16 protein-coding genes and 1 pseudogene are annotated in these 21,642 nt (G+C 52.0%); 6 read left to right on the top strand and 11 right to left on the bottom strand.

The features are described from left to right. Position 1: 1 nt before the first annotated feature. The 4 genes from XI25_RS11630 to XI25_RS11615 all read right to left on the bottom strand — a co-directional run bounded on the left by XI25_RS11630 (position 2) and on the right by XI25_RS11615 (position 5,217). On the bottom strand, positions 2–1,507 hold the full coding sequence (locus XI25_RS11630; RefSeq protein ID WP_052759560.1) for a hypothetical protein: 1,506 nt from the start codon (positions 1,505–1,507) through the stop codon (positions 2–4). Positions 1,508–1,615: 108 nt separating this feature from the next. Then, entirely contained in the window at positions 1,616–3,259 is a 1,644-nt protein-coding gene (locus XI25_RS11625; RefSeq protein ID WP_046678722.1) for an extracellular solute-binding protein, read from the bottom strand. Positions 3,260–3,338: 79 nt separating this feature from the next. Beyond that, positions 3,339–4,238: a carbohydrate ABC transporter permease gene (locus XI25_RS11620; protein ID WP_046678721.1), complete on the bottom strand. Its 900-nt coding sequence runs from the start codon at positions 4,236–4,238 to the stop codon at positions 3,339–3,341. Positions 4,239–4,251: 13 nt separating this feature from the next. Further along, the gene (locus XI25_RS11615; protein WP_235439830.1) at positions 4,252–5,217 is read right to left on the bottom strand and encodes an ABC transporter permease; all 966 of its coding nucleotides are present in this window, start codon (positions 5,215–5,217) and stop codon (positions 4,252–4,254) included. A gap of 358 nt (positions 5,218–5,575) precedes the next feature. Between XI25_RS11615 and XI25_RS11610 the strand changes: the two genes are divergently transcribed. Further along, on the top strand, positions 5,576–6,475 hold the full coding sequence (locus XI25_RS11610) for a hypothetical protein (RefSeq protein ID WP_046678720.1): 900 nt from the start codon (positions 5,576–5,578) through the stop codon (positions 6,473–6,475). Between the two features lie 57 nt (positions 6,476–6,532). Here XI25_RS11610 and XI25_RS11605 read toward each other — a convergent pair whose 3' ends face one another. After that, positions 6,533–7,693 carry an epoxide hydrolase family protein gene (locus tag XI25_RS11605; protein WP_046678719.1) on the bottom strand — a complete coding sequence of 387 codons (1,161 nt, stop codon included), beginning with the start codon at positions 7,691–7,693 and terminating at the stop codon, positions 6,533–6,535. A 219-nt stretch (positions 7,694–7,912) separates the two neighbouring features. On the opposite strand from XI25_RS11605, the gene XI25_RS11600 reads away from it, so the two are divergent. Next, complete coding sequence (locus XI25_RS11600) at positions 7,913–8,467, top strand: CGNR zinc finger domain-containing protein (RefSeq protein WP_235439829.1); 555 nt, start codon at positions 7,913–7,915, stop codon at positions 8,465–8,467. A 317-nt stretch (positions 8,468–8,784) separates the two neighbouring features. Continuing rightward, positions 8,785–10,187: pseudogene (locus XI25_RS11590) on the top strand (SpoVR family protein). 223 nt (positions 10,188–10,410) lie between these two features. On the opposite strand, the gene XI25_RS11585 reads toward XI25_RS11590, so the two are convergent. Then, on the bottom strand, positions 10,411–11,451 hold the full coding sequence (locus XI25_RS11585) for a globin-coupled sensor protein (protein ID WP_046678716.1): 1,041 nt from the start codon (positions 11,449–11,451) through the stop codon (positions 10,411–10,413). A gap of 251 nt (positions 11,452–11,702) precedes the next feature. Beyond that, positions 11,703–13,598 (bottom strand): PrkA family serine protein kinase, encoded by a 1,896-nt coding sequence (locus XI25_RS11580; RefSeq protein ID WP_046678715.1) that lies wholly within the window; start codon positions 13,596–13,598, stop codon positions 11,703–11,705. 339 nt (positions 13,599–13,937) lie between these two features. Here XI25_RS11580 and XI25_RS11575 point away from each other — a divergent pair, with 339 nt between their 5' ends. After that, positions 13,938–14,765 (top strand): DUF2161 family putative PD-(D/E)XK-type phosphodiesterase, encoded by an 828-nt coding sequence (locus tag XI25_RS11575; protein WP_046678714.1) that lies wholly within the window; start codon positions 13,938–13,940, stop codon positions 14,763–14,765. 83 nt (positions 14,766–14,848) lie between these two features. On the opposite strand, the gene XI25_RS11570 is transcribed toward XI25_RS11575, so the two are convergent. Next, entirely contained in the window at positions 14,849–16,063 is a 1,215-nt protein-coding gene (locus tag XI25_RS11570; RefSeq protein ID WP_046678713.1) for an aminotransferase-like domain-containing protein, read from the bottom strand. A gap of 100 nt (positions 16,064–16,163) precedes the next feature. After that, positions 16,164–16,820 (bottom strand): response regulator transcription factor, encoded by a 657-nt coding sequence (locus tag XI25_RS11565; RefSeq protein WP_046678712.1) that lies wholly within the window; start codon positions 16,818–16,820, stop codon positions 16,164–16,166. A 376-nt stretch (positions 16,821–17,196) separates the two neighbouring features. On the opposite strand from XI25_RS11565, the gene XI25_RS11560 reads away from it, so the two are divergent. Next, positions 17,197–17,610 (top strand): hypothetical protein, encoded by a 414-nt coding sequence (locus XI25_RS11560; RefSeq protein WP_152669119.1) that lies wholly within the window; start codon positions 17,197–17,199, stop codon positions 17,608–17,610. Between the two features lie 8 nt (positions 17,611–17,618). Further along, positions 17,619–18,686, top strand: a complete 1,068-nt coding sequence (locus XI25_RS11555; RefSeq protein WP_442950381.1) for a phosphodiester glycosidase family protein — start codon at positions 17,619–17,621, stop codon at positions 18,684–18,686. A 303-nt stretch (positions 18,687–18,989) separates the two neighbouring features. On the opposite strand, the gene XI25_RS11550 is transcribed toward XI25_RS11555, so the two are convergent. Both XI25_RS11550 and XI25_RS11545 read right to left on the bottom strand, forming a co-directional pair. Continuing rightward, entirely contained in the window at positions 18,990–19,244 is a 255-nt protein-coding gene (locus XI25_RS11550) for an AbrB/MazE/SpoVT family DNA-binding domain-containing protein (protein WP_046678711.1), read from the bottom strand. Positions 19,245–19,457: 213 nt separating this feature from the next. Further along, positions 19,458–21,461 (bottom strand): serine hydrolase, encoded by a 2,004-nt coding sequence (locus XI25_RS11545; RefSeq protein WP_046678710.1) that lies wholly within the window; start codon positions 21,459–21,461, stop codon positions 19,458–19,460. Positions 21,462–21,642: the final 181 nt, after the last annotated feature.

Genomic DNA, 21,642 nt, shown 5'->3' with positions numbered 1-21,642 from the left:
TCTAGGATTCGTCCCGGATATGTATTCCCGCCGTCACGGCCGCATCCCCTTCGCGCACGATCTCCACGCCGTACCTAAAATGGCAGTCACTCACGACATTGGGCCGTTCGGAGCGGCTGCTCCGCTGCGTAAACACGAGCTTATCGGCCGTGCAGCCGCGAATCTGGACGCCGTCCGCATTGACGAGCATCGTGCCGCACTCGGGGTATTTTTCCGTCTTGACGATGTACACATCCTCCAACGTTAAGTCGGTAACCTTGGCAAAAGAAATAAACCAGCAGGCGGAGTGCCGCTTGACCGTAATCCGTTTGGCGCTGTCCCCCCATGTAAAGCCGCTGTTCGCAAAAGAGATGAGGCCGGAGTTGCCCACATAGGTCAAATCATGTTCAAATTGGCCATGAGTCACGAAGGCACCGTGAAAATCGCCGTCCGCGTGGCAGTTCTCGACCAGACAGTAAGCGCTTCCCGTAAAATCGTTAAGATGTCTGGCGTTGCTTGCCGTACAGTCCCGCACCTTGCCGTATAAACAATGAATTTGCTGCGTCAGGTACCCCGTGCCGCCGACAATGACCTCGACGGGGTTCACCAGCGAGCATTTTTCCGTTACGTAATAAGTATTGTGCCTCCGTAAAAGCACGGGCCAATAGGTATGATAGGCGTGAAGGCCGTATGCGTTGCAATCAACGGCATACTCCAGGGCGAGCGGCTGCGCTCCCCGATCCTCGCCGCCCTCGTTCCCTTCAAAAACCATGTTGCGAACGTTTACATTCCGGACCGGCTCTACGCGGAGATAGGTCAGCGTTCGTCCCCTGCCAAGGTCCCATCCCATTTTATAGTTCATTCTTACGTGTGTTTCATCAATGATTTCAGTCACCATCAGCATTTTGTCGATCTCTTTTTCTTCCCTGCCAGCCAGACGGTTGACGGTTACGATCCACCAATCATGCACATGAAATGCCCTGCTGTCTTCTACCTCAAATATATCATACATCTCTTGCAGGGGTTCTGTCAGCCTAAGTTCCTGTTTCTCTCCCGTCAACCGGCCGCTAAAATGCATCACCGCTCCGAAAGGATCATTGCTCTTCGCAGCCTCGATCCCTTGAACCGTCACCCGGCAGCCGTGAAAATCCAGTTCCAGGCCGCTGCGGTTGAATTTGTGCCGCTTGACAAACCGTAAATCCGTAAAGGCTTCGATCTTACGGATGGAGGGATCGCGAACCATCGCTTCCAAGGCTTCATCCGCAGGCGTCTCGGGTCCCATAATGCCAAAAAACCTGAAATCGCCTATTCCCCGGTGCAAAAGCCGCCACCTTCCGTCCCCCTGGTGATCCAATGGAACGAGAACGGTACCCCCATTGTGCGGTTCGGCACAGCCGTTCTCCCATATATACTGCATGGAAACGTCTCCCGGCCGATGATAGCCCATTACGACGGCAATGTCGCCGTTACTCGGGTTGAGCGGCGGCAGTTCGAGAAGCTCCCTGACAGAACTTGACTGAACAATCACAATCCAATCCCTCCTTATAAAGCTTTATGCTCTTCTGTTCATTTGAAAGGAAAGAGCCTCTGACGGCGCAGAAGCTCTCTCCTTTCATGGTTTTCATCATATCCCTGCTTATTTTTTCAAAGCCTCGTTCCATCTGTTCAGCGCGTCAGTTTTGATTTTGATCAGATCCTGCAGCCCCATTTTATCCAAGGTGGCGATATAGCTGTCGAATTTGTCCAGCGGCTCCTCGCCGATAATGAATTTGGTGGTCATCAGGGTGACGTAGGTGTACAGGTCATTCTCAATAACGTTGCCCTTTTCGGATTCCTCGGCGGTAAAGCGGGCATTGACCGGATAAGCGTCTTTATAATAAGGAACCTGCTTTTCCTGTACCTGGGTCACTTTCATTTCCATCAATGGATTGTTTGCCGGCATGGCCATGAAGTTCAGGTAGCCCGGAAGCTCCATGTTGACGGAGACCGATTTGTTGATATCGCCGAAGCCCGTGACCGGAGCGATCCATTCATACTGCGACTTGCTGTCGTCGGTATATTTCCAGTGCTCGCCTTCATAACCCAGGAATACGGTGTTGCCGGAGAACCCGTCAACGGCGTTCTCTTCCGTTGCGTAGAACATGTCCAACAGACGCATGGCCGCTTCCGGGTGCTTGCATTTGTCGGTAATGATCGCTTTGCTCGTATACAGGTTGAACGGCAATCTTACGACCTTTTTATCGTTGACCGGAGACGTCAACGGCGCAAGGCTGAGCTGCTCCGTCTTGGTCGTTTCGGCATCCAGCAGCGTAGGCGAAGCATTGTAAATGCCGACCAGGTTTCCTTTGACTTTGGCCTGCCACTGCTGCGAAGTCTGCGTCGTAAACTCGGGGTCGATCAAGCCTTCTTTATACAGCTTATTGGTATACACGAGGAAATCCTTGTATTCCTTCATGGCCGGAACGTATACGACCTCTCCCGCCTCGTTGACGTCAAAGCCGATTCCGCCCGTCAGTCCGGTAAAAGCCGGCATGAGCAGCTGCTGGAAGGCATTCAGGCCGACCGCAGAGAACGGAATCTCGTCCCCCGGATCGCCGTTGCCGTTCGCGTCTTTTTCCTTAAACGCTTTCAGCATCTCGTACAGCTCATCCGTCGTGGCCGGCTCCTTCCCGATCCCGGCGTTTTTCATCCACTGCGAGTCAAAGAAGCCAAGATGGCCCTGGGTCGTGGAGGTGTTGAAAATGTAAGGCAGCCCGTAAATTTTGCCGTCCATGGAGGTAATCGACGCTTTGATGGACGGGTCCTTGGCCATAAGGGCCTTCAGGTTCGGAGCATATTGATCGATCAGGTCCGTCAGGTCCAGGAAAACGCCCTGTGGACCATAGGTTTCCTCGTCGGTCTTGTCCGCGCCTCTCAAAATGATGTCCGCATATTCCCCGCCCACAAGCGCGATGTTCTTTTGCTCGTTGAACGTATCGCCTTCGGACAGCTCGAATTCCAGCTCGATGTTCGTTTTTTCAGCCAAGCGTTTGAAGATTTCAAGGTCGCCCCATTCCGGGCCCCCTGGATCCTTCTTGCCCATCACGCGAATTTTGATCTTTTCCTTGACGATCGGATACTCGCCCACCGGGTTCATGTAATCGGGAACGCCGGCTTTCGCGGCCGGGGCGTCTTCCGGTTTGTCGCCTTCCGCTTCTTTCGACGGTGACGCGCAGCCGGATAACAGACTTCCAAATAATGCGGTACTAAGCAGTAATGCCAGAATGCCTTTCCTTTTCATCGTTTTTCCTCCTCTTGAGCTCTATATATGAATAGTGTACTGCCTAATAGTAGCGGCCGGGCGTAGAAGCTCCGAGCCCTTAACCTTTAACCGACCCGAGGGTCACGCCTTTCACGAAGTATCTCTGCACAAACGGATACATGGCCATTACCGGAAGGGAAGCAATCACGATCAGCGCGTATTTGATCTGCTCCGCAGCCCGCAGCTCCTCCTGCAGAAGCCCCGCCGTATCCCCGCCCTGCTGCAGCAGCTCGGCGTTAAATTGACTCTTCAGCAGCGTTTCGCGAAGGATGATCTGCAGCGGCTGCCATTCGGCATCGCGTATGTAAATCAAAGCCGTGAAGTAGCTGTTCCAGTGGTTGACCGCGCTGAACAGCGCCATGACCGCAATGATCGCGGTCGACAGCGGCAGCACCACCTGCATGAACAGGCGGAAGTTCGAGCAGCCGTCGATCTGGGCCGCTTCCTGCACTTCGACCGGAATGGTCGTCTGGAAAAAGGTACGGCTGATGATGATGTTGGTCATGGAGGTCGCCCCCAGAATGACCATCACCCACGGCGAGTTGTAAAGCCCCACGCTTTTGACCGTCATAAAGGTCGGAATCAGGCCGCCGGAGAAAAACATCGTGATCAGAAACATGATGGCGAAAAACTTGTTGCCCACGAAATCTTTCCGGGACAGCGAATAGGCCGCAAGCAGCGTGACGATGACGTTAATGACGGTTCCCACGACCGTGTATACAATCGTGTTGAGGTAACCTCTGAGAATGCTGGAATCGTTAAAAATGTTCGCATACCCGCTGAAGGAAATGTCCTTCGGCCACAGCAGCATTTTGCCGGAGTTGACCAGATCGGGATTGCTGACGGAGGCGCTTACGATAAACCACAGCGGATACAGCGTCAGCAGCAGAATGATGATGAGAACCCCCAGGTTGACTGCATTGAACACTTTGTCGGACTTGGTTTCTTTTACGAGCATGCCATCTCCCTCCTTACCATAATGAATTCTCTCCCACTTTCCGCGAAAAGCGGTTTACCAATATGAGAAGCGTCAGGTTTATGATATTGTTAAAAAGACCCACGGCCGAGGACAGGCTGTACTGCGCCTTCTGGATTCCGAGCTTGTAGACATACGTCGGAATGACCTCGGAAACCTCCATGTTGATATCTTTTTGCATTAACAGGACCTTCTCGAAGCTGAGGTTCATGATGCCGCCGACGCTGATGATGAGCATGACCACGATCGTCGGCATGATCGCCGGAAGATTCACGTGGATGATTCTTTGAAACCGGCTTGCCCCGTCGATCGTTGCCGCTTCGTGAAGCTCGGGCGATACGCCGGCCAAGGCCGCAAAATAAATGACCGAACCGTAGCCCGTCGTCTGCCATACCCCCGACCAGACGTACATATCATTGAATAAGCTGTCCTTCTGCAGGAACTGGACCGGCTCGAGGCCGATCAGCGCCGTCAGTTGGTTCACGAGACCGGTATTGGAGAAGAACAGGTCGATCATGCCGACGAGCACGACCATCGAAATGAAGTAAGGCATGTAGGTCACGTTCTGCACCAGCTTTTTAAACTTGTTGTTCTTCACCTCGTTGATCATCAGGGCCAGAATGATCGGTGCCGGAAAGCTGACGAGCAAGTAATAGAACGAAATGGAGATGGTGTTCCAGAATATTTCCGCAAAACGCGTCGAGCTGAAAAAAGTAATGAAATGTTTGAAGATCGGATCCGCCCATGGGCTGCCGCCAAAGCCTTTCGTCGCGATGAAGTCCTTGAATGCAATCTGCACGCCGTACATCGGTATGTAGGAAAAAATAAAGAAGTACAAAAATGCCGGCAGTATGAACAGATACAGCACCCAGTTCCGTTTGATGAGCAGCAGCTTCATGTTTTTGCCGGTGGCCGTTCTGAGCGGAACGCGTTCGGGTTTGGGCTTCATGGCTAATCTCAAGTATATCCCCCTCCTGCTTACGTGAACTAGGCTGTCTCTTTCGCCTGCCCTTATTATAGGAGGATGGCTTCGCGCCCCGTAAATGCCCTGAATTTAAGGTAACCGTCCATTTTTTAAAGTCGGGGGCCGGCCAAAATAAAAGGCGAACCGCCAAAATTAAAGGCAGCGCTTTCTTAAAACTGCCGGTTGAAAGTCCATTGGCCGCATGCATTCTTGCGGATGGAATCTTTAATTTTGAAGGCCCCGGTTTAAAAATTGATCATATCGCGTCCGCATTCCCCTGACTATACTTAGTACGGATACAATGCATCATCATAAAGAATCATCATTATCGTTTCAAGCAACTGGAGGAATGACGTTGAACACCTTGCTCATTGCATTGACGATTGTGCTGTTCTCGGCGCAAACCCTATCCATGAAACTGATCAAAGAGGGTCCCTTCCGGAAGCAGCTGCTTATTTATGCCGGCTTTACGCTGCTCGCCTCGGCGGGAATGCTGCTGTACAGCATAGTTCAGCCGGAAGTCCGGCAGATGAGTCCGACAACCGTTTTATTCGGCATTCTGTTCGGGCTCGGCTTTATGCTGACCATCATTTTTTACAATTTGGCCATCATGAGCGGCCCTTTATCCTATACGGCGTTTTATTTTTCCGCCAGCATGCTGATTCCTGCGGTAACCGGGATCCTTGCTTTCGGCGAACCTCTCACCGTGACGACCATAGCTGCCATCGTGCTGTTTCTTATGGCCTTTTATTTTATCAATGCCAATCCGGGATCGAAAAAAGGGGAATCCAGGGCAAACAGCCGATGGCTGTTCTATTGTCTCATGACGTTCCTGTTCAACGGGCTGCTGGCGGTGATCCAGAAGTTCCATCAGTCCCGGATGGAAGGCACCGAGTCTGCCGGATTGATGTTTGCCGGATTCTGCTCCGCATTCGTGTTTTACGCTTTGGCGTATGCCGTGCAGCATGCGAAAGGCAAGAAACGCGAACGCCTCACCTTTGCCGGGGACGGCGCTGCGCTGCGGGACAACTGGCTGCCCATCATCCTTCTTGCGGCCACATCGCTCACCGGCAACATTATCATGACGTTTCTGTCCGGCGTCGTACCGAGCTCCTATCTGTTTCCGCTTGTGCAGGGCAGCATCATCGTGTCGATCACCTTATGCTCCGTGCTGCTGTTCAAGGAACGGATCAGCGCCTACGGCAAAATCGGCATCTTCCTGGGCGTCACGGCCATTGTGATTATCAATCTTTAAAGGCAAAAAAACCTTGAATGGCTGCAGCCATTCAAGGTTTTATCATCATTTAGGACGTTAATTGCAGCGCTTAAGCCGTCGAAAAAATGTTCGAATGTGATCCGCGACGAGCCGCGGATCTTCCGCCGCAATAAAATGACCGCCCTTGTTTAATTCTTCCCAGCTCACGATATTCGGAAAAAGCCTTTCTACATATTCCCTCGGAGGACGCTCGTGCGCTTGGGTGGCCGTCAAGGAAACGCCGTGGGGAACCCGGGAAATATCGGAGGAATCCGGCCATTTCGTATGCTTGCCTTCGAAATAGAAGCGGTTCGATGGGTTCATCGTTTGCGTATACCAGTAAATGGAAACATTGGCCATCAGATCTTCTCTGCTCACATACCGCACTAAATCTCCGCCGGGCGGGCTTGTCCACAGGTACCATTTTTCAAGTATGAAAGCGGCCATCCCTGCCGGGGAATCATGAAGCGAGTATGCGAGCGTCTGCGGCTTGGTGCCGAGGATGTGCGCATACCCTCCCTCTTGCCTGTACCACTGACTGCAAACGGAGAGGAACTCCTGCTCGGCTTCGGACAAGCTCATATCCTGGGCTATATAGGGACTCGGGTTCCCGGGAGACGTGGTATGGTAGCCAATGATATTTTGGGGATGATCCAAGCACATCAACCCTAGTATGCTCGCCCCCAAATCGTATCCGTGAGCGCCGAAACGGGAATACCCCAGCTCTTTCATTAATTTGGCCAGAATCCCGGCAGCCTGCCGGTCCTCAAAACCGGCCGCGGGCGGTATGGAAGAGAACCCATGACCCGGAATCGAGGGGATGACCACGTCAAACGAATCTTCGGCGCTGCCGCCGAAACGTTCAGGATTCGTGAGGTACGGGATCAAATCAAGCATCTCATAAAAGGTGCTGGGCCACCCGTGGGGTATGAGGATCGGCACGGGATTCGGGCCGTGACCGCGCTCGTAAACAAAATGAATATCCATTCCGTCCAAGTTGACCATGTAATTCGAAAACGAGTTGATTTTGTCCTCCACGCGTCTCCAGTCGAAATCGTTTCTCCAGTAGTCGACCATATCTTTAACAAAATCCAGAGGAATGCCGTACTCCCAATGCGAATCGCGTATTTCATCCGGCCACCGCGTCAATTCCAAACGTTTGCGTAAATCTTCGATCTCTTTTTCATCGATATGTACAGTAAACGGCTTGATATTCATCTCAACTCTCCTTAAGAAACGCTTCGTTTTTCCGGCAGATATATCATAATCATGAGTGCTCTGATAAACTGGTAGGCAAAGGACGATGACCCGTTTATTTGTCCATATCCATTCAATCGGAGAAGGTTGACTTCGAATGACCAATAAACAACATTTATTGGTTATGTGACCTTTAAATGAATTTTAATGGTTAGATAAATATTAGTCAATAGGAGTGTAATGATGGGGACTGGATATGACGATCTGCAGATCATGGCCGACTTCTTTAATACTCATGATAAACGCATGCGTTTTGATGGGGACCCCGGGGTGGAGCATTTAAACCATCCCAAGGATCTTTACCTTTGGTTATTGCGGCATCACCTTATTTCAAAACAGGAAGAAGTCACGAAAGAGGAACTGGAGCTTGCCGTCAGATTAAGAACGGAAGCGAGAAAAATCATCGCCAATAATGTTTTTGAGCATGACGAGAACGGATTGGATGCGTTTAACGAACTCATGAAAGGTTTCAGCTTTACCCTTCATTTTTCGGACAACGGGGAAGAACTTAAGCCCATCCGCTCCAATGGAATGAACGGGCTGGCAAGGCTGGCCATTCTGATTTTCGAACTCAAACGTAAAAAGGTTTGGCACCGGATCAGGGTATGCTCCGCTCCCGACTGCCAGTGGGTGTTCGTGGATCATTCCCGTCCCGGAACGGGTAAATGGTGCACGATGAAAGCATGCGGGAACCGAGCCAAGAACAAAACCTACAGGCACAGAAAAAAAGTTTGAATCGTACCCCGGCCGAAGAGCTCCCGAAGTATACCGGAAAATGTTAGGCCAGGACGTATCCGAAAGGGCAGGATACGTTCTTTTTTTTGCTCCAATCTGGCCGTATTCTTTCTTGCGGGAGCCATTTTGCCTGGCTTGAAGTTTCCATTTCGATTCCGTACGGCCTATATGTTTCGTGCCAAGCCATGCGATGAACTGCATCCATGATGGGGCCGTGCCGGAAAAGCGTCCGACCGTTCATACTTCGGCATTTAAAGAATATGTATAAATAAATCCCCGCGCACATTCCTCCGCATACAGGAAGGAGCAGTTCACCCATGGTTAACAGTGACGAAATAAAGCAGCTCGAGCATGCCATCCGGGAAATCACGGAGATCGCCTCGGGCTTTGGACTTGATTTTTATCCGATGCGCTACGAGATTTGTCCCGCGGATATCATCTACACCTTCGGCGCCTACGGCATGCTACCCGCTTCAGCCATTGGAGCTTCGGCAAAACGTTCCATAAAATGAAAATGCAATACGATTTCGGACTGAGCAAAATATATGAGCTGGTCATCAACTCCAATCCGTGCTACGCGTTTCTGCTGGACGGCAATTCCCTGATCCAGAACAAGCTGATCGTCGCCCACGTGCTGGCCCATTGCGATTTTTTCAAGAACAACGCCCGTTTTTCCGTCTCCAACCGCAATATGGTAGAGAGCATGTCGGCCACTGCCGAGCGCATCTCCCGCTATGAGCTGGAGCATGGGAGCGAAGCCGTGGAACAGTTCATTGACGCCGTGCTGGCCATTCAGGAGCATGTCGATCCGCAAATCGTCCGGCCCGACAAACTCGATAAACAAAGATATACGGAACGGATGATCCAGGAGCAAAAGGAAGAAGCCAACCGCCACAAGCCGGCCGGACCTTACGATGATCTTTGGGGAGCCGATTCGGACTCTGAAAGCGGCGGCAAGGGGACAACGGAAGAATCGCCGAATCTACGGAGATTTCCGCCGGAACCGGAGAAGGACATCATGTGGTTCATTCAGGAATATTCCGAAATATTGGAGGATTGGCAGCGGGACATCATGAGCATGCTGCGCGAGGAAATGCTCTATTTCTGGCCGCAAATGGAAACCAAAATCATGAACGAAGGCTGGGCCTCCTACTGGCATCAGCGCATTTTGCGCGAAATGGACCTGACCAGCGAAGAGACGGTGGAATTCGCGAAGCTCAACGCGTCCGTCGTTCAGCCGTCCAGGCACAGCCTGAATCCATATTATTTGGGACTTAAAATTTTCGAGGATATCGAGCGGCGCTGGGACCGCGATAAAATATTCGAGGTACGCGAATATGACTCCGACATCTCCTTTCTCCGGAATTACCTGACCAAGGAGCTCGTGAGCGACCTGGACCTGTACGTCTTTGAGAAAAAGGGGCCGGAGTGGAAAATTACCGATAAATCGTGGGAGAACATCCGGGACCAGCTGGTCACCTCGCGGGTGAACGGGGGTTCCCCCTATCTTGTCGTGCAGGACGGGGATTTTCACCGCTCCGGCGAGCTGTTGATCAAACATCAATATGAGGGCGTGGAGCTGGACCTGAAATATATGGAGCGCACGCTCCCTTACGTCTGCCGCCTGTGGGGCAAACAGGTGCATTTGCACACGATCATCGAAGGCAAGCCGATCATGTTCTCGTATGACGGCAAAAAAATGCATCGCCGCTTTATCTGACAGAACCCCCGCTCCTGCGAGCGGGGGTTCTAAGCTCATTCCCTCGGGTCAACCAGGGACGATAACCAGCTGTTTCTTTTATCGGTCATCGGTACGGATATCGGCTCCAAAGGCAATACCGGTTTCAGTGACCCAAGCAAGGTTATTATCAAGGGCAACATGGAGAGCTAGGCATGTCCCCGTGGCTATACGGCTGGGCTCCGCTGTGTCGATGCCGGGTTATTTATCTCCCCGCCGCAGCCGCCTCTTGCTTGGCGGAAGCGCCATGCTGTAGGGCATCCAAATCGCCGGCCAACTTTTCCATCATTTTGACGAAAGCCGCCAGTTCCTGCGAACTTGCCGCTTGATTGCGGGCATTGATCGAAGTTTGCTCCGACTCGTGCTCCACCTGCTCCAGCTTCCGGATGATTCCGGACACCTTGCCCTGGATTTGCTCCATCGCCTGACGGGAATGGTTGGCCAGTTTCCGGACTTCGCCCGCCACGACTTCAAACCCCCGGCCAAACTCTCCGGCATGCGCCGCTTCGATCGCTGCATTCAAACCGAGCAGATGGCTCTGATCCGAAATTTCGCGGATAAGCGTTCCCATTTGTTCGATATGCAGAATCTCCTGATTCAACTCCTCGGTTAACGCATGGGCCTTCTCCTGGGCCTCTGCCGTTTTCATTGCGTTCTCCGACATGACCGCAGCGCTCTGGTCCAATTCCACGATCATGGCCGTCAGCTCCTGAACCGCAGCTGTAATCGCTTCCAACATTTTCTCCTGTTCGCCCGCAAGGGCCTGTATTTTCTCCTTTTCCTTCAAATTATAAGCTTCCAGCACCAGCTGGGAATCGAGATTGAACATTTTGCTAAGCGCGTGAACCGCATGAATCCAACCGTCCGGGACGGCTTGCTTAAGAAGATCGGCGGCTATGTCCAAATAAACCATGTAGCTTCCCAAATAGTAGTCTGTCGTCAGACCGACCCTGGAGTGGATCTGCCCGATTTTGATCCGGTTTTCGATATATGCGTTATCTACGATTCCGTCCGCGAGTGACATCCAGTATACCCGCTGGGTTTCCTTTAGTCGTTCCACCGTCGTGGTCCTGCCGATAATCTGCATCAGGTTCGGCTGGGTTTCGATTTGATTGTAAAAGCGGTTCACAACCTCTTCTACCACTTTACTAAACACGCCGCGATGATTAGCCAACAATAAAAGGTCCTTGTCATGCAGCCCGAGATACTCCAGCTGCTGTCGTCTTTCGGGGGATACGTCGATCATTGCCGAATTCTTCACTCCTAATTTGGTGATAAACATCACAAAATTTGCACTACTGTGGACCATTATAGACTATTTTTACCATGTATTCATAATTCTTAAGACCTAATTACATGTGTATTTACACCGGATGACGAAACATTTCTCCGACAAATTAATACAAAAGACGTATTTCGCATTTCTTCAAACCGGACGAAACCATCGGCTCAAAGCAAAAAAAACGGCCTCTATCCAAGGCCGTTTTGAATCCTCTGTTACCGATTGAGCAGGCTTCCGACATACCGCAGCAGCTCATTGGCGCATACGGGGCAGTATCCGTGCTCGTCAATCAAGCGCGAGCTTACTTCGTTGATCCTTTTCAATTGAACCGCATCCGGCGTTTTGGTTGAGGTGGTGATTTTGACGATATCCTTGAGGTCGGCGAACAGCTTCTTCTCAATCGCTTCCCGAAGTCGCTCGTGGTTATGATACTCGAACTTCTTGCCTTTGCGGGAATACGCGGAAATCCGGATCATAATTTCCTCGCGGAACGCCTTTTTGGCGTTTTCCGACACGCCGATCTGCTCCTCGATCGAGCGCATCAGCCTCTCGTCCGGGTCCATCTCCTCATCCGTCAGCGGGTCGCGGATTTTGGTCCAGTTGCAAAATGCCTCGATATTATCGAGGTAATTCTCGAACAGCGTTTTCGCGGACTCCTCGAAGGAATAAACGAAGGCCTTCTGCACTTCTTTTTTGGCGAGCTCGTCGTATTCCTTACGCGCGGCGGAAATGAAGTTCAAATACTTCTCCCGCTCATCCTTCGTAATGGAAGGGTGCTGATCCAATCCGTCCTTAATCGCCCGCAGCATATCCAGTGCGTTAATGCACTGAAGATCCTGTTTGATCAAGGCGCTCGAAATCCGGTTGATGACATACCGCGGATCGACGCCCGACATGCCTTCTTCCAAAAACTCGCTCTGCATTTCCTTCAAATCGGCTTCCTTGTAGCCCTCGACTTCCTCGCCGTCGTACATGCGCATTTTTTTGATCAGATCCATCCCCTGCTTTTTCGTTTCCTTCAGTCGTGTCAGGATGGAGAATATCGCCGCCGACCTCAGCGCATGCGGAGCGATATGGATATGCTTCATGTCGCTTTGGCCGATCAGCTTGTCGTATATTTTTTCCTCGTCGCTCACCCTCAGATTGTACGGAATCGGCATGACGATCATCCGGGACTGAAGCGCCTCGTTTTTCTTATTGGCAATAAAGGCTTTATACTCCGATTCGTTCGTATGGGCGACAATCAGCTCATCCGCGCTGATCAGCGCGAAGCGCCCGGCCTTGAAGTTTCCTTCCTGGGTCAGGGACAGCAAATTCCACAGGAATTTCTCGTCGCATTTCAGCATCTCCTGAAACTCCATCAACCCCCGGTTGGCCTTATTCAATTCTCCGTCAAAACGGTAGGCCCGCGGGTCGGACTCCGAGCCGTATTCGGTGATCGTAGAGAAATCGATGCTGCCCGTCAGATCGGCGATATCCTGGGACTTCGGATCGGAAGGGCTGAAGGTTCCGATACCGGTGCGTCCCTCCTCCGAGATCAACACCCGTTCGACCATAACGGATTCGATGTCGCCGCCGTACTCGGTCTTGAGCCTCATCTGGCAGGATGGGCACAGATTTCCCTCGATCCGAACGCCAAGCTCCTTCTCCACTTCCGGCCGCAGCTCCAGCGGAATCAGATGAAGGGGTTCCTCGTGCATCGGGCACCCCGCTATGGCGTATACCGCGCCGCGGTCGGTTCGGGAATGCTTCTCCAGCCCGCGCTTCAGCAGGGTGACCAGCGTGGATTTGCCGCCGCTGACCGGTCCCATAAGCAGCAGGATCCGTTTGCGGACATCCAGCCGGCGTGCGGCGGAGTGAAAATATTCTTCCACCAGCTTTTCAATGGCCCGGTCGAGCCCGAATATTTCCTGCTCAAAAAATTTGTATTTCTTCCGGCCTCCGGTTTCCTCGATCCCGTAGGATTCGATCATGTCATATACGCGCGCATGCGCGGTCATGGCAGGCAAAGGATCCATCTTAAGTATCTCGATATATTCCCTGAATGTGCCGCTCCACGCCAGACGGTCGCTCTCTGCCCGGTAAGATGCTATGCGTTCGAAAATATCCATGCCGCTACCTCCTATGACTTCTTTCTAGATTAAACGCGGTCTGTCTTCATTGAATATACATCGACCGATGTTTTTCTAATGAGGATTGGCTTCCATTCCACCCGTGTCGAAGCCAGGGATAAATGATCTTTTGCTTTCTTATCTTTCAAAAAAGTGTACTACATACCTATGCGGCTTAAACGGAATAGTTGACCTTATTTTCGAAGTGCGGCCATTCCTTTTTACGCGGCAGTACAGGCTTCGGTCCGGCAATGCGCACATCCGTTCCCGGCATGTTATACTGATGGAACAGAGTGTTTCGGCACGATCTGTTATGCTGGCAACGAAGGAGAAAGAGCAATGGCGATAAAACACGAAGCCGAGCTGTATGCTCCCTTGAAAGCTTTTTTTGAGCTGCACGGATACATCGTAAAAGGCGAGGTCCGCAATTGCGATCTGGTCGGAATGAAGGAAGGCGAAAACGAGCCGCTCATCGTGGAAATGAAAAAAACGTTCAATCTAGCCCTGCTGCTGCAAGGTTTGGAACGTCTCAAAATGAGTTCTAACGTCTATTTGGCGGTGGAGAAAAGCAGGGCCAAAAAAGGGGCGGTCAACCAGCGGTGGACGGAGCTGCGGGGGCTTTGCCTCAAGCTGGGCCTAGGCCTCATAACCGTTACCTTCTACAAAACCAAGTCCCCGTTCGTCGAGGTGCTGTGCGAGCCCGGAGAAGAATCCGGCTTTGGACGCAACGCCCCGCGGAGGAGGGAGCGGCTGCTTATGGAGTTCCGCGAACGCAGCGGCGATTACAACACGGGCGGCGTGACCCGCGCGAAGCTGGTGACGGCCTACCGTGAAAAAGCGCTCCGGGTCGCGGCCGCCGTCAGCCGGGCATGCGAAGCGCAGGAGGCCGAAGCTTTTTCCGCCGGTTACAAAAAAGCTTCTAAAAATGCAAAAAAAAACGCTGGCCCCAAACCTGGGGTATCGCCTGCTTCGGTACGTGACGTCAGCGGTGTCGGAAGTGCCGCAGCCATCCTCCAGCGCAATTATTACGGGTGGTTTGCCCGGGTCGAACGGGGGCGTTATGTGCTTACGGAGGCAGGGCGCCTGGCTCTAAACGATTATGCAGCCGTTCTTGAGACCCATGCCGGAACGGAACGGCTCCCTCTTCCCTTGCCCATTAATAGGTAACTGACGAAGCATGCAAATCGGGGCTGCCGCTCTATCCTCCTCTTCAGGAACAGAACGGCAGCCCCGCGTTATAATCGCGTTAATCAACTGCGAGCGGTAAATTCCATGATCGCCTCGCTGATCAGGTTCATCCCCAGCAGAAGCTCATCGCGGCCGGGATGGGTAAAATTCAGCCGGATGCATTCATCCGCCGTCTCTCCCGGGGAGCACATCGAGCCCGGCAAAAAGGCCACGCCCTTCCTTACGGAAGCCTTCAGCAGGGCATCGCCGTTCAGGCCTTCCGGAAGCCGTACCCACAGAAACATGCCTCCCTCCGGCACCGCGTAAGCCGTATCCTTCCAAGCACTGCGTTTGAGCAGCTCAACCATCAGCTTCAATCGCGTTCCGTATTCCCGGTTCAGCATGAGGATATGCTCATCAAGACGGAAATGCCTGGAATCAAGCAGATGATGCAGCAGCCGCTGGTTCAGCATGCTGGACTGCCAATCCGCCATTTGCTTTACGGCCGTCATCATTTCGATCAACGTCCGGTTCCCTGCAGCCCAACCGGTCCGGAGAGCCGGAGCAATGGTTTTGCTGAACGAACCGATATACAGCACATTCGTTCCTTGAAACTCCTCCAGCGACATGAGCGACGGCAGCGGCGAAGGGATACTGCTCCCCTGAGGGAAATGCAAATCGCCGACGGAATCGTCTTCCACGATCAACAGCTCATGGCTTGCGCATAGCTGCAGCACCTCGCGCCGCCGCTCCAGGCTCCACTTTACCCCCGTCGGATTCGTGAAGTTCGGGGCCGCGAAGAGCAGCTTGGGACGGTGAGCTTTAATAAGTGCGGCCAAATTATCCGGAAGCATGCCGTTCTCGTCGCCTTCCACCGCAATGATCCGGGCTCCCTGCAATCTCAGCACCTGAAGAAGTCCGGGAGAGGTCGGATTTTCGACCAGGACGCAGTCGCCGGGATCCACATAGATCCGTACGAGCAAATCGATGGCCTGCTGGGTCCCCGTCGTCAGCAGGATTTGATCCGGCGGCATGCTCAGTTTTTTACGGCGCCTCCAATCGTGACTCAGCCATTCCCTCAAAGGGCCGTAGCCCTCGGCCTCCCCGTACTGAAGAGACCTCCGGTCGGCGGCCAGCACGTCGTTCGCGGCTTCCGCCAGCGACGTCAGGGGGAACAGCTCCTCCGCAGGAAGCTCTTCCGCCAAAGAAATAAAAGAATCCCGCTTCGCAAGTTCCCGAATACTGCGCAGCGGGGATGACAACAGGGTTTCTGCACGGGAAGCAAAGGAATACTGCATCGATGTTCCTCCCTCTAACCGTTCGTGATCAAAAGTTGACTTTTTGAACCACTTCTAAAAGGTATTCCCGGTTTCTCATCATTATAACTTATGGGGTGGCCTAAGCGTACAATTGACGCCCCTGGCGGGTGTAAAGGGCATATTTCTCGATCGCCTGGGCTCTCGTGTTGACTCCAAGCTTTACATATATTTTGCGTAGGTAATTATCTATGGAACGCCGGCTGACTTCAATCTCCATCGCAATTTTGTCATAGGTAATCCCTTGGACGATACGCTCCATAATGAAGGTTTCCGTTTCGGAAAGCGGAAGTCCGCCTTCAGACATGGCTGATGCCGCCAGCGGCCAGATGGCCTGCTTGACCCAATCCAGCGGCAGCGAGGTCACTCCCTCACGGAGTCCGGCGATGATATGAATCAATTGGAAGGGTGAGGCCTGTTTGGACAAGATCCCGCTCGCCCCGCGACTGATCAGCGATTGCACCAGAGAGAGCCCGTCATTGTCCGTCATGACCACAATATGGGAATCCGGCGCTACCGCCTTCATCTGTTCCAATACGGTCTCGGCCGTGCTGTCCGACAATCGGTAATCAAGAAGCACGACATCAGGCTTGGTTTCCTCTACCAGCTTGATCGCTTCCTGACCTGTCTGAGCCATCCCCGGCACATTCAAATCTTTCTCTTCCTCCAAAATCAATTTGGTTCCCAGCATACTCGTAGGATGGCTTCCTACAATAACTACTCGCCAAACCTGATTCATGTACTTCAAACCCCCTGTTTCTAACAGCTTAATTCTCATAGAGTCGTGCAAGCATTCGAACTAATGGCAAAATTCGCCGCCATCCAAGCAAACGCGAAACACCGTTGTTTGCCGCTTTGCTGTCCCGATTCGGCGTTGTCAAAATGGAAAATGGGTTAAGTAATCCTTGAGCCTCAGACCCGGACAGAATGGCATGGCGAACGGCTTATATGTATCTCTTTGAATAAACAAATCTATACAGATTGTATCCCACATTCCTTCATATAAGCAATCTATTTTTCCGTAGCGCGGCATGTTTTTTCGTCTTTGCGAAATTTTTTTTACCATGTTAGAATGATTACTGGTAAAAATGATAGGAATTGCAAGGAGTGAAAAGATGCCCATACTGGAAACAGGGACCCAATCTTCTTATCCATCCCGGGAAACCTCGCCCCGCAAGGGGCCGAAGGCACGATGGTTTTGGATATTTTGGATTGTTTTCATCGGAGCCGGAGCAGCGGCTGCCTATTCGTACAGCAATCATTTAAAAGAAGAGATGATCGCGCAGCTGCAGCAGGACACACAGAAAGAGATGACGGCCTTGAAGGCCCAATACGACAGCCGGTTCGCAGAGCTGTCGCAGCAAATCAACGAGATCGACAGCAAGGTTCAGACCTTCAATGAGCTGCTTACGTTTACCAAGGACCAGGCCAGCGGAAAAACGGATAACAGCAACAAACTCTACAGCCAGCTGAACGAAGTGAAACAGCAGCTCGGCAAGCTGGAGAAGAAGCTGGAGCTGTTGAAGTGAGATCATTCCTGCGCATGACACCGAAGCAAGTCAATCGGATGTTCATGCTGGCACTTGCGCCGTTTATCGGGACATGGCTCTTCATTTGGCTTTTCTCGTCCTCCCCGCGGCTTGAGCTCGACATTTCGGCATACGTTCCCGATACGAGTCTGAAAGAGCGGTCAGCCAAGATCAGCCGGGGACTCGATCAGGCATCCGTTACCGTGGACAAGACGGTGAACTCGATCGAGAAAACAGGACGGCTGTACCGGCAGACAACCGCGACCATGAGCACGCTTCTGAATAAGGCCGAAGCTCAGGCCGTCATTCCGGAGCGGATTTACGACCGCAGGGTTACATCGAAACTGGGCGCGCCCATCGATGGCGTCAACAGCGACCGGATCCGGATCCAGCTGTTCCGGATAAATCCCGGATCGTACAGCGGCTACGCCATGAAGATCAAGCTGAAGGATCCCGATGCCATGAAGATGGCCTTGGGGAACGGACAAGCCGGCAAGGCTGTCACAACCATGCAGGCCGTCAATCAGCACGGCGCGGTCGCCGGGATCAATGCCGGGGGGTATGCCGACGGCAACGGAGGCCGTTATCCCTTAAGCACAACATTTATCGACGGCCATTACGTGTCCGGCTTTCAGCCCAGCTTTAAGGAGCTGGCCTTTGTGGGCCTGAACCAATCCGGCCAGTTGATCGGGGGCAAATTCCGGAACAAAGAAGAGCTGGACCGGCTTAAACCCAAGTTCGGGGCTACGTTTGTTCCTGTTTTGATGAAGAACGGCAAGAAGAAGCCCATTCCCGAGAAGTGGAGAACCACGCCGGCACGCGCTCCCAGAACGGTCATTGCCAACTATAAAGACGATCAGCTGCTGATTCTTGTAACCGAAGGCTATGACGAGAAGGGAGGTTCCGGCGCAACCCTGAAGGAGCTTCAAGACAAGCTTCAGCATCTGGGCGTGAAGGATGCGTATAACCTGGACGGAGGCGGCTCCTCCTCCCTGATCCTGAACGGACGCGTCGTGAACAAGCCTTCGGACGGCCAGCTTCGTCCGGTGCCGACCCACTTTTTATTTTTCAAATAATCCGTCGTTTCCGAATAAATCTATGATCGATCTCATATTCTCATTTATTTTTTGGCCAATGCTGGGTATAATAAGGATTAGCTTAGCAGGAGGTGGCCTTAATGTCTTTCTCATTAACTTTTTGGATCGTCATATTGGTTTTCGCCATGTATTTGGCCGGTATTCTGACCGCTTCGTACAATGATGACAAAACCAAAGGCCTGTAAGGCGCGGCTTCCTCACATCGGGGAAGCTTTTTTTTGCCCGAAGATCATGGAATCCACAAAAAAGGCACCGCTTGTTTGCGGTGCCCATTCACACAATTTAAGCATGCTTCGGCAGTTGGTGCATCTCGGACATGCATTGTGCGCATATATGGCGTTCTTTAAACTCGCTTACTCCGTCCATGGATCCGCAAAAGACGCATTTCGGGCGGTAGCGTTCCAAAATAATATGGTCACCCTGTACCAGAATCTCGACGGGGTCTCCCTCGTTCATTTGGTATCTCTTGCGCAGTGATTTGGGCAGGACAATTCTCCCCAGCTGATCGACTTTACGAACAACACCAGCAGGTTTCATACGATAGTACACCTCTCCGTTCAACAAGTAATTTCCAGTTCCATGATAAAATGGGCCTAGTATAATAGTTCGATAAGATGTTGTCGAATCCTGCTAGATTTTAAGAAATTATTTGTTTTTAACAATTTCCCGCCCCAATTAACTAGGCAACGTGTCTGAGAAGGGTTCAAGAACTGGACGATATGACCCGGAGATTTGATGATTTCGTTCAGTCTAATGGCTGGATAAATAGATCAAAGCGGCTGCTTCCTGGCGCGTCATGACCTGCTTGGATTTGTAATCGGCCTTACCGTCCTTTGTTACCAGAACTTCAGGACCATACAACTTATGGGCCACGATGTTCTTCACGGATTCCTCGGCCCACGGATCCGTTCCTTCTGCCAATTTCGCGTTTTTGGACGGGTGGCCGAGTTTGGAAAAGAACCTCCAGACGATGACGGCCGCTTCCTGCCGGGTGATCGGGCGGTTCGGCTCAAACCGGTTGGCCGCATTGCCTTGAACCAATCCGTAGTGGGGCAAAGCTGCGGTTTCGATCATGTCGGCTCCCGGTACGCCCTCAAGGTCGGTGAAGCGGGCTGTCGTCTTTTCGGCAGAGATGCCGAGCCAAGACAGAAACATCATCAAAAACTCGGCGCGGGTCATCGGTTGATCCGGTCCGAACGTATCGCCTGCGTCGCCTTTCACGATGTTAAGCTGCTGCAGCCCATTGATATACTCGGCATACGGATGATGGTCCGGCACATCCGCAAAGGGCTCTTTTTCAGGCATTTTGGCGGTATAAGCGGTCGGTAAAGACTGCGAATAATAGTAAGCTATCTTTCCATCCGGATTTTCTTTGAAAGCGACCAAACCTCCCGATTCATCCTCGAAAAGAAGCGAATCCAGCTGACGCAGCTTTTTCTTGTACAGCACACTTTTCATCTCCAAAGTTCCGTCTTCGGCGGCTTCGATCCGGGTAACCAGATAACGGATGCGCAAATCGCTGTATAAGCCTTCGAAACGGCGCAGCTCCTGCTTGCTTGGAGTTAGATAAGCCCTTGGCTTGGACTCTTTTTTCGGATAAAAGTGGTCCATGAACGCTTTAAAGACCAAACCGCGAAGATCGATATTTTTGTTCGTTACGATAAAGCCACCCACCTTGTGTTCAGGCATCAGCCATATCAAAGAAGAGAAATCAGGCGTAGTGCCTCCCTTGACGATGACGTATTGGCCGTTCTGCTGCTGGGCGAACTCGTATCCGTACGTCATGATCGGCAGCTCCGGATGTATCGCCAGCTGCGTGCTCTGCATCGTTTTGAGCGTTTTATCCTCCAAAATCCGGGAATTTCCCAGCTTTCCGCCGTTCAATTGGGCTATCAGAAATTTGGACATGTCGCTCCCCGTTGTCACCATGCCTCCCTGCGGCATATCGACCGGCATCATCTGATACGGAGGAAACGGCTGATTCGCTTGATCACCGTTGTCCACGTAACCCGTCGCCAGCCTGGATTGGAGCTCCTTCGTCGGAACAAAGCTGCTGTCGTTCATGCCGAGCGGTTTGAAAATATGTTCGCTGACATACTGATGAAACGGCTGCTTCGTGAGCTTTTGCACAATTAAGCCCTGGAACATGGAAGCCACGTTGTCATATTTGTACACCTCTCCCGGCGGTTGGACAATGTTCGGCATATTTTTCCTGGTGAAATCCTCCAACGGGGTTTTTTGGTTCACGTCGAATGTAAATCCTTGAGGATCGACCTGGTCGAACCCGGACGTATGCGTCAGCAAATGCTTCATGGTGAGCGGAGAGGACGTTTTGTTTTTTAAAGGGATGTCTCCGAGATAAGATTGGACATCCTTGTCCAGATCGATCTTTCCCTGCTCGACCAGCTGCATGACGGCCGTGGCGGTAAACACTTTGGAGATCGAGGCGATCCGGAACGCGGTCTGGCGGGGATCCACAGGCGTTTTGGTTTTCAGGTCGGCGTAGCCGTAGCCTTTTTCAAGCAGCACCTTGTCTCCCTTGACGACGACAAATACCGCCCCCGGTACGTTTAGCGCCTTTACATCCTCGCGTTTAAAAAAAGCGTCCGCAAAACGCTCCGCTTCTTTCGCATCCAAACTTGCGGCCGGATTCGCAGCCGGCGCCGCGTATGCAGGCAAGGCCGTTGTGAATGCCAGACAGCTTCCTGCCAACACGCTGCACAACTTGGTCCAAAGCCTCTTCTTTCTTTTCATGTAAAAACCTCCTCTGCTTAACTGTTCTCCGTTTCCAATCCTATCAATCAAACCTGTCTCCAGACTTGGATTAACCTTACATTTACCTTTCAAAGAGCCATTCTCAACAAAAAAACCGCCCTCAAAGACTCGATTTGGTCTTGAGAGCGGTTTGCGACGGTATAGTATCGCCAATTACAAA

Source organism: Paenibacillus sp. DMB20, from assembly GCF_000987955.1.
GTDB lineage: Bacteria > Bacillota > Bacilli > Paenibacillales > Paenibacillaceae > Paenibacillus_AQ.
The sequence above is the reverse complement of the archived record's forward strand: the minus strand, read 5'-3'. Positions and strand labels throughout refer to the sequence as shown.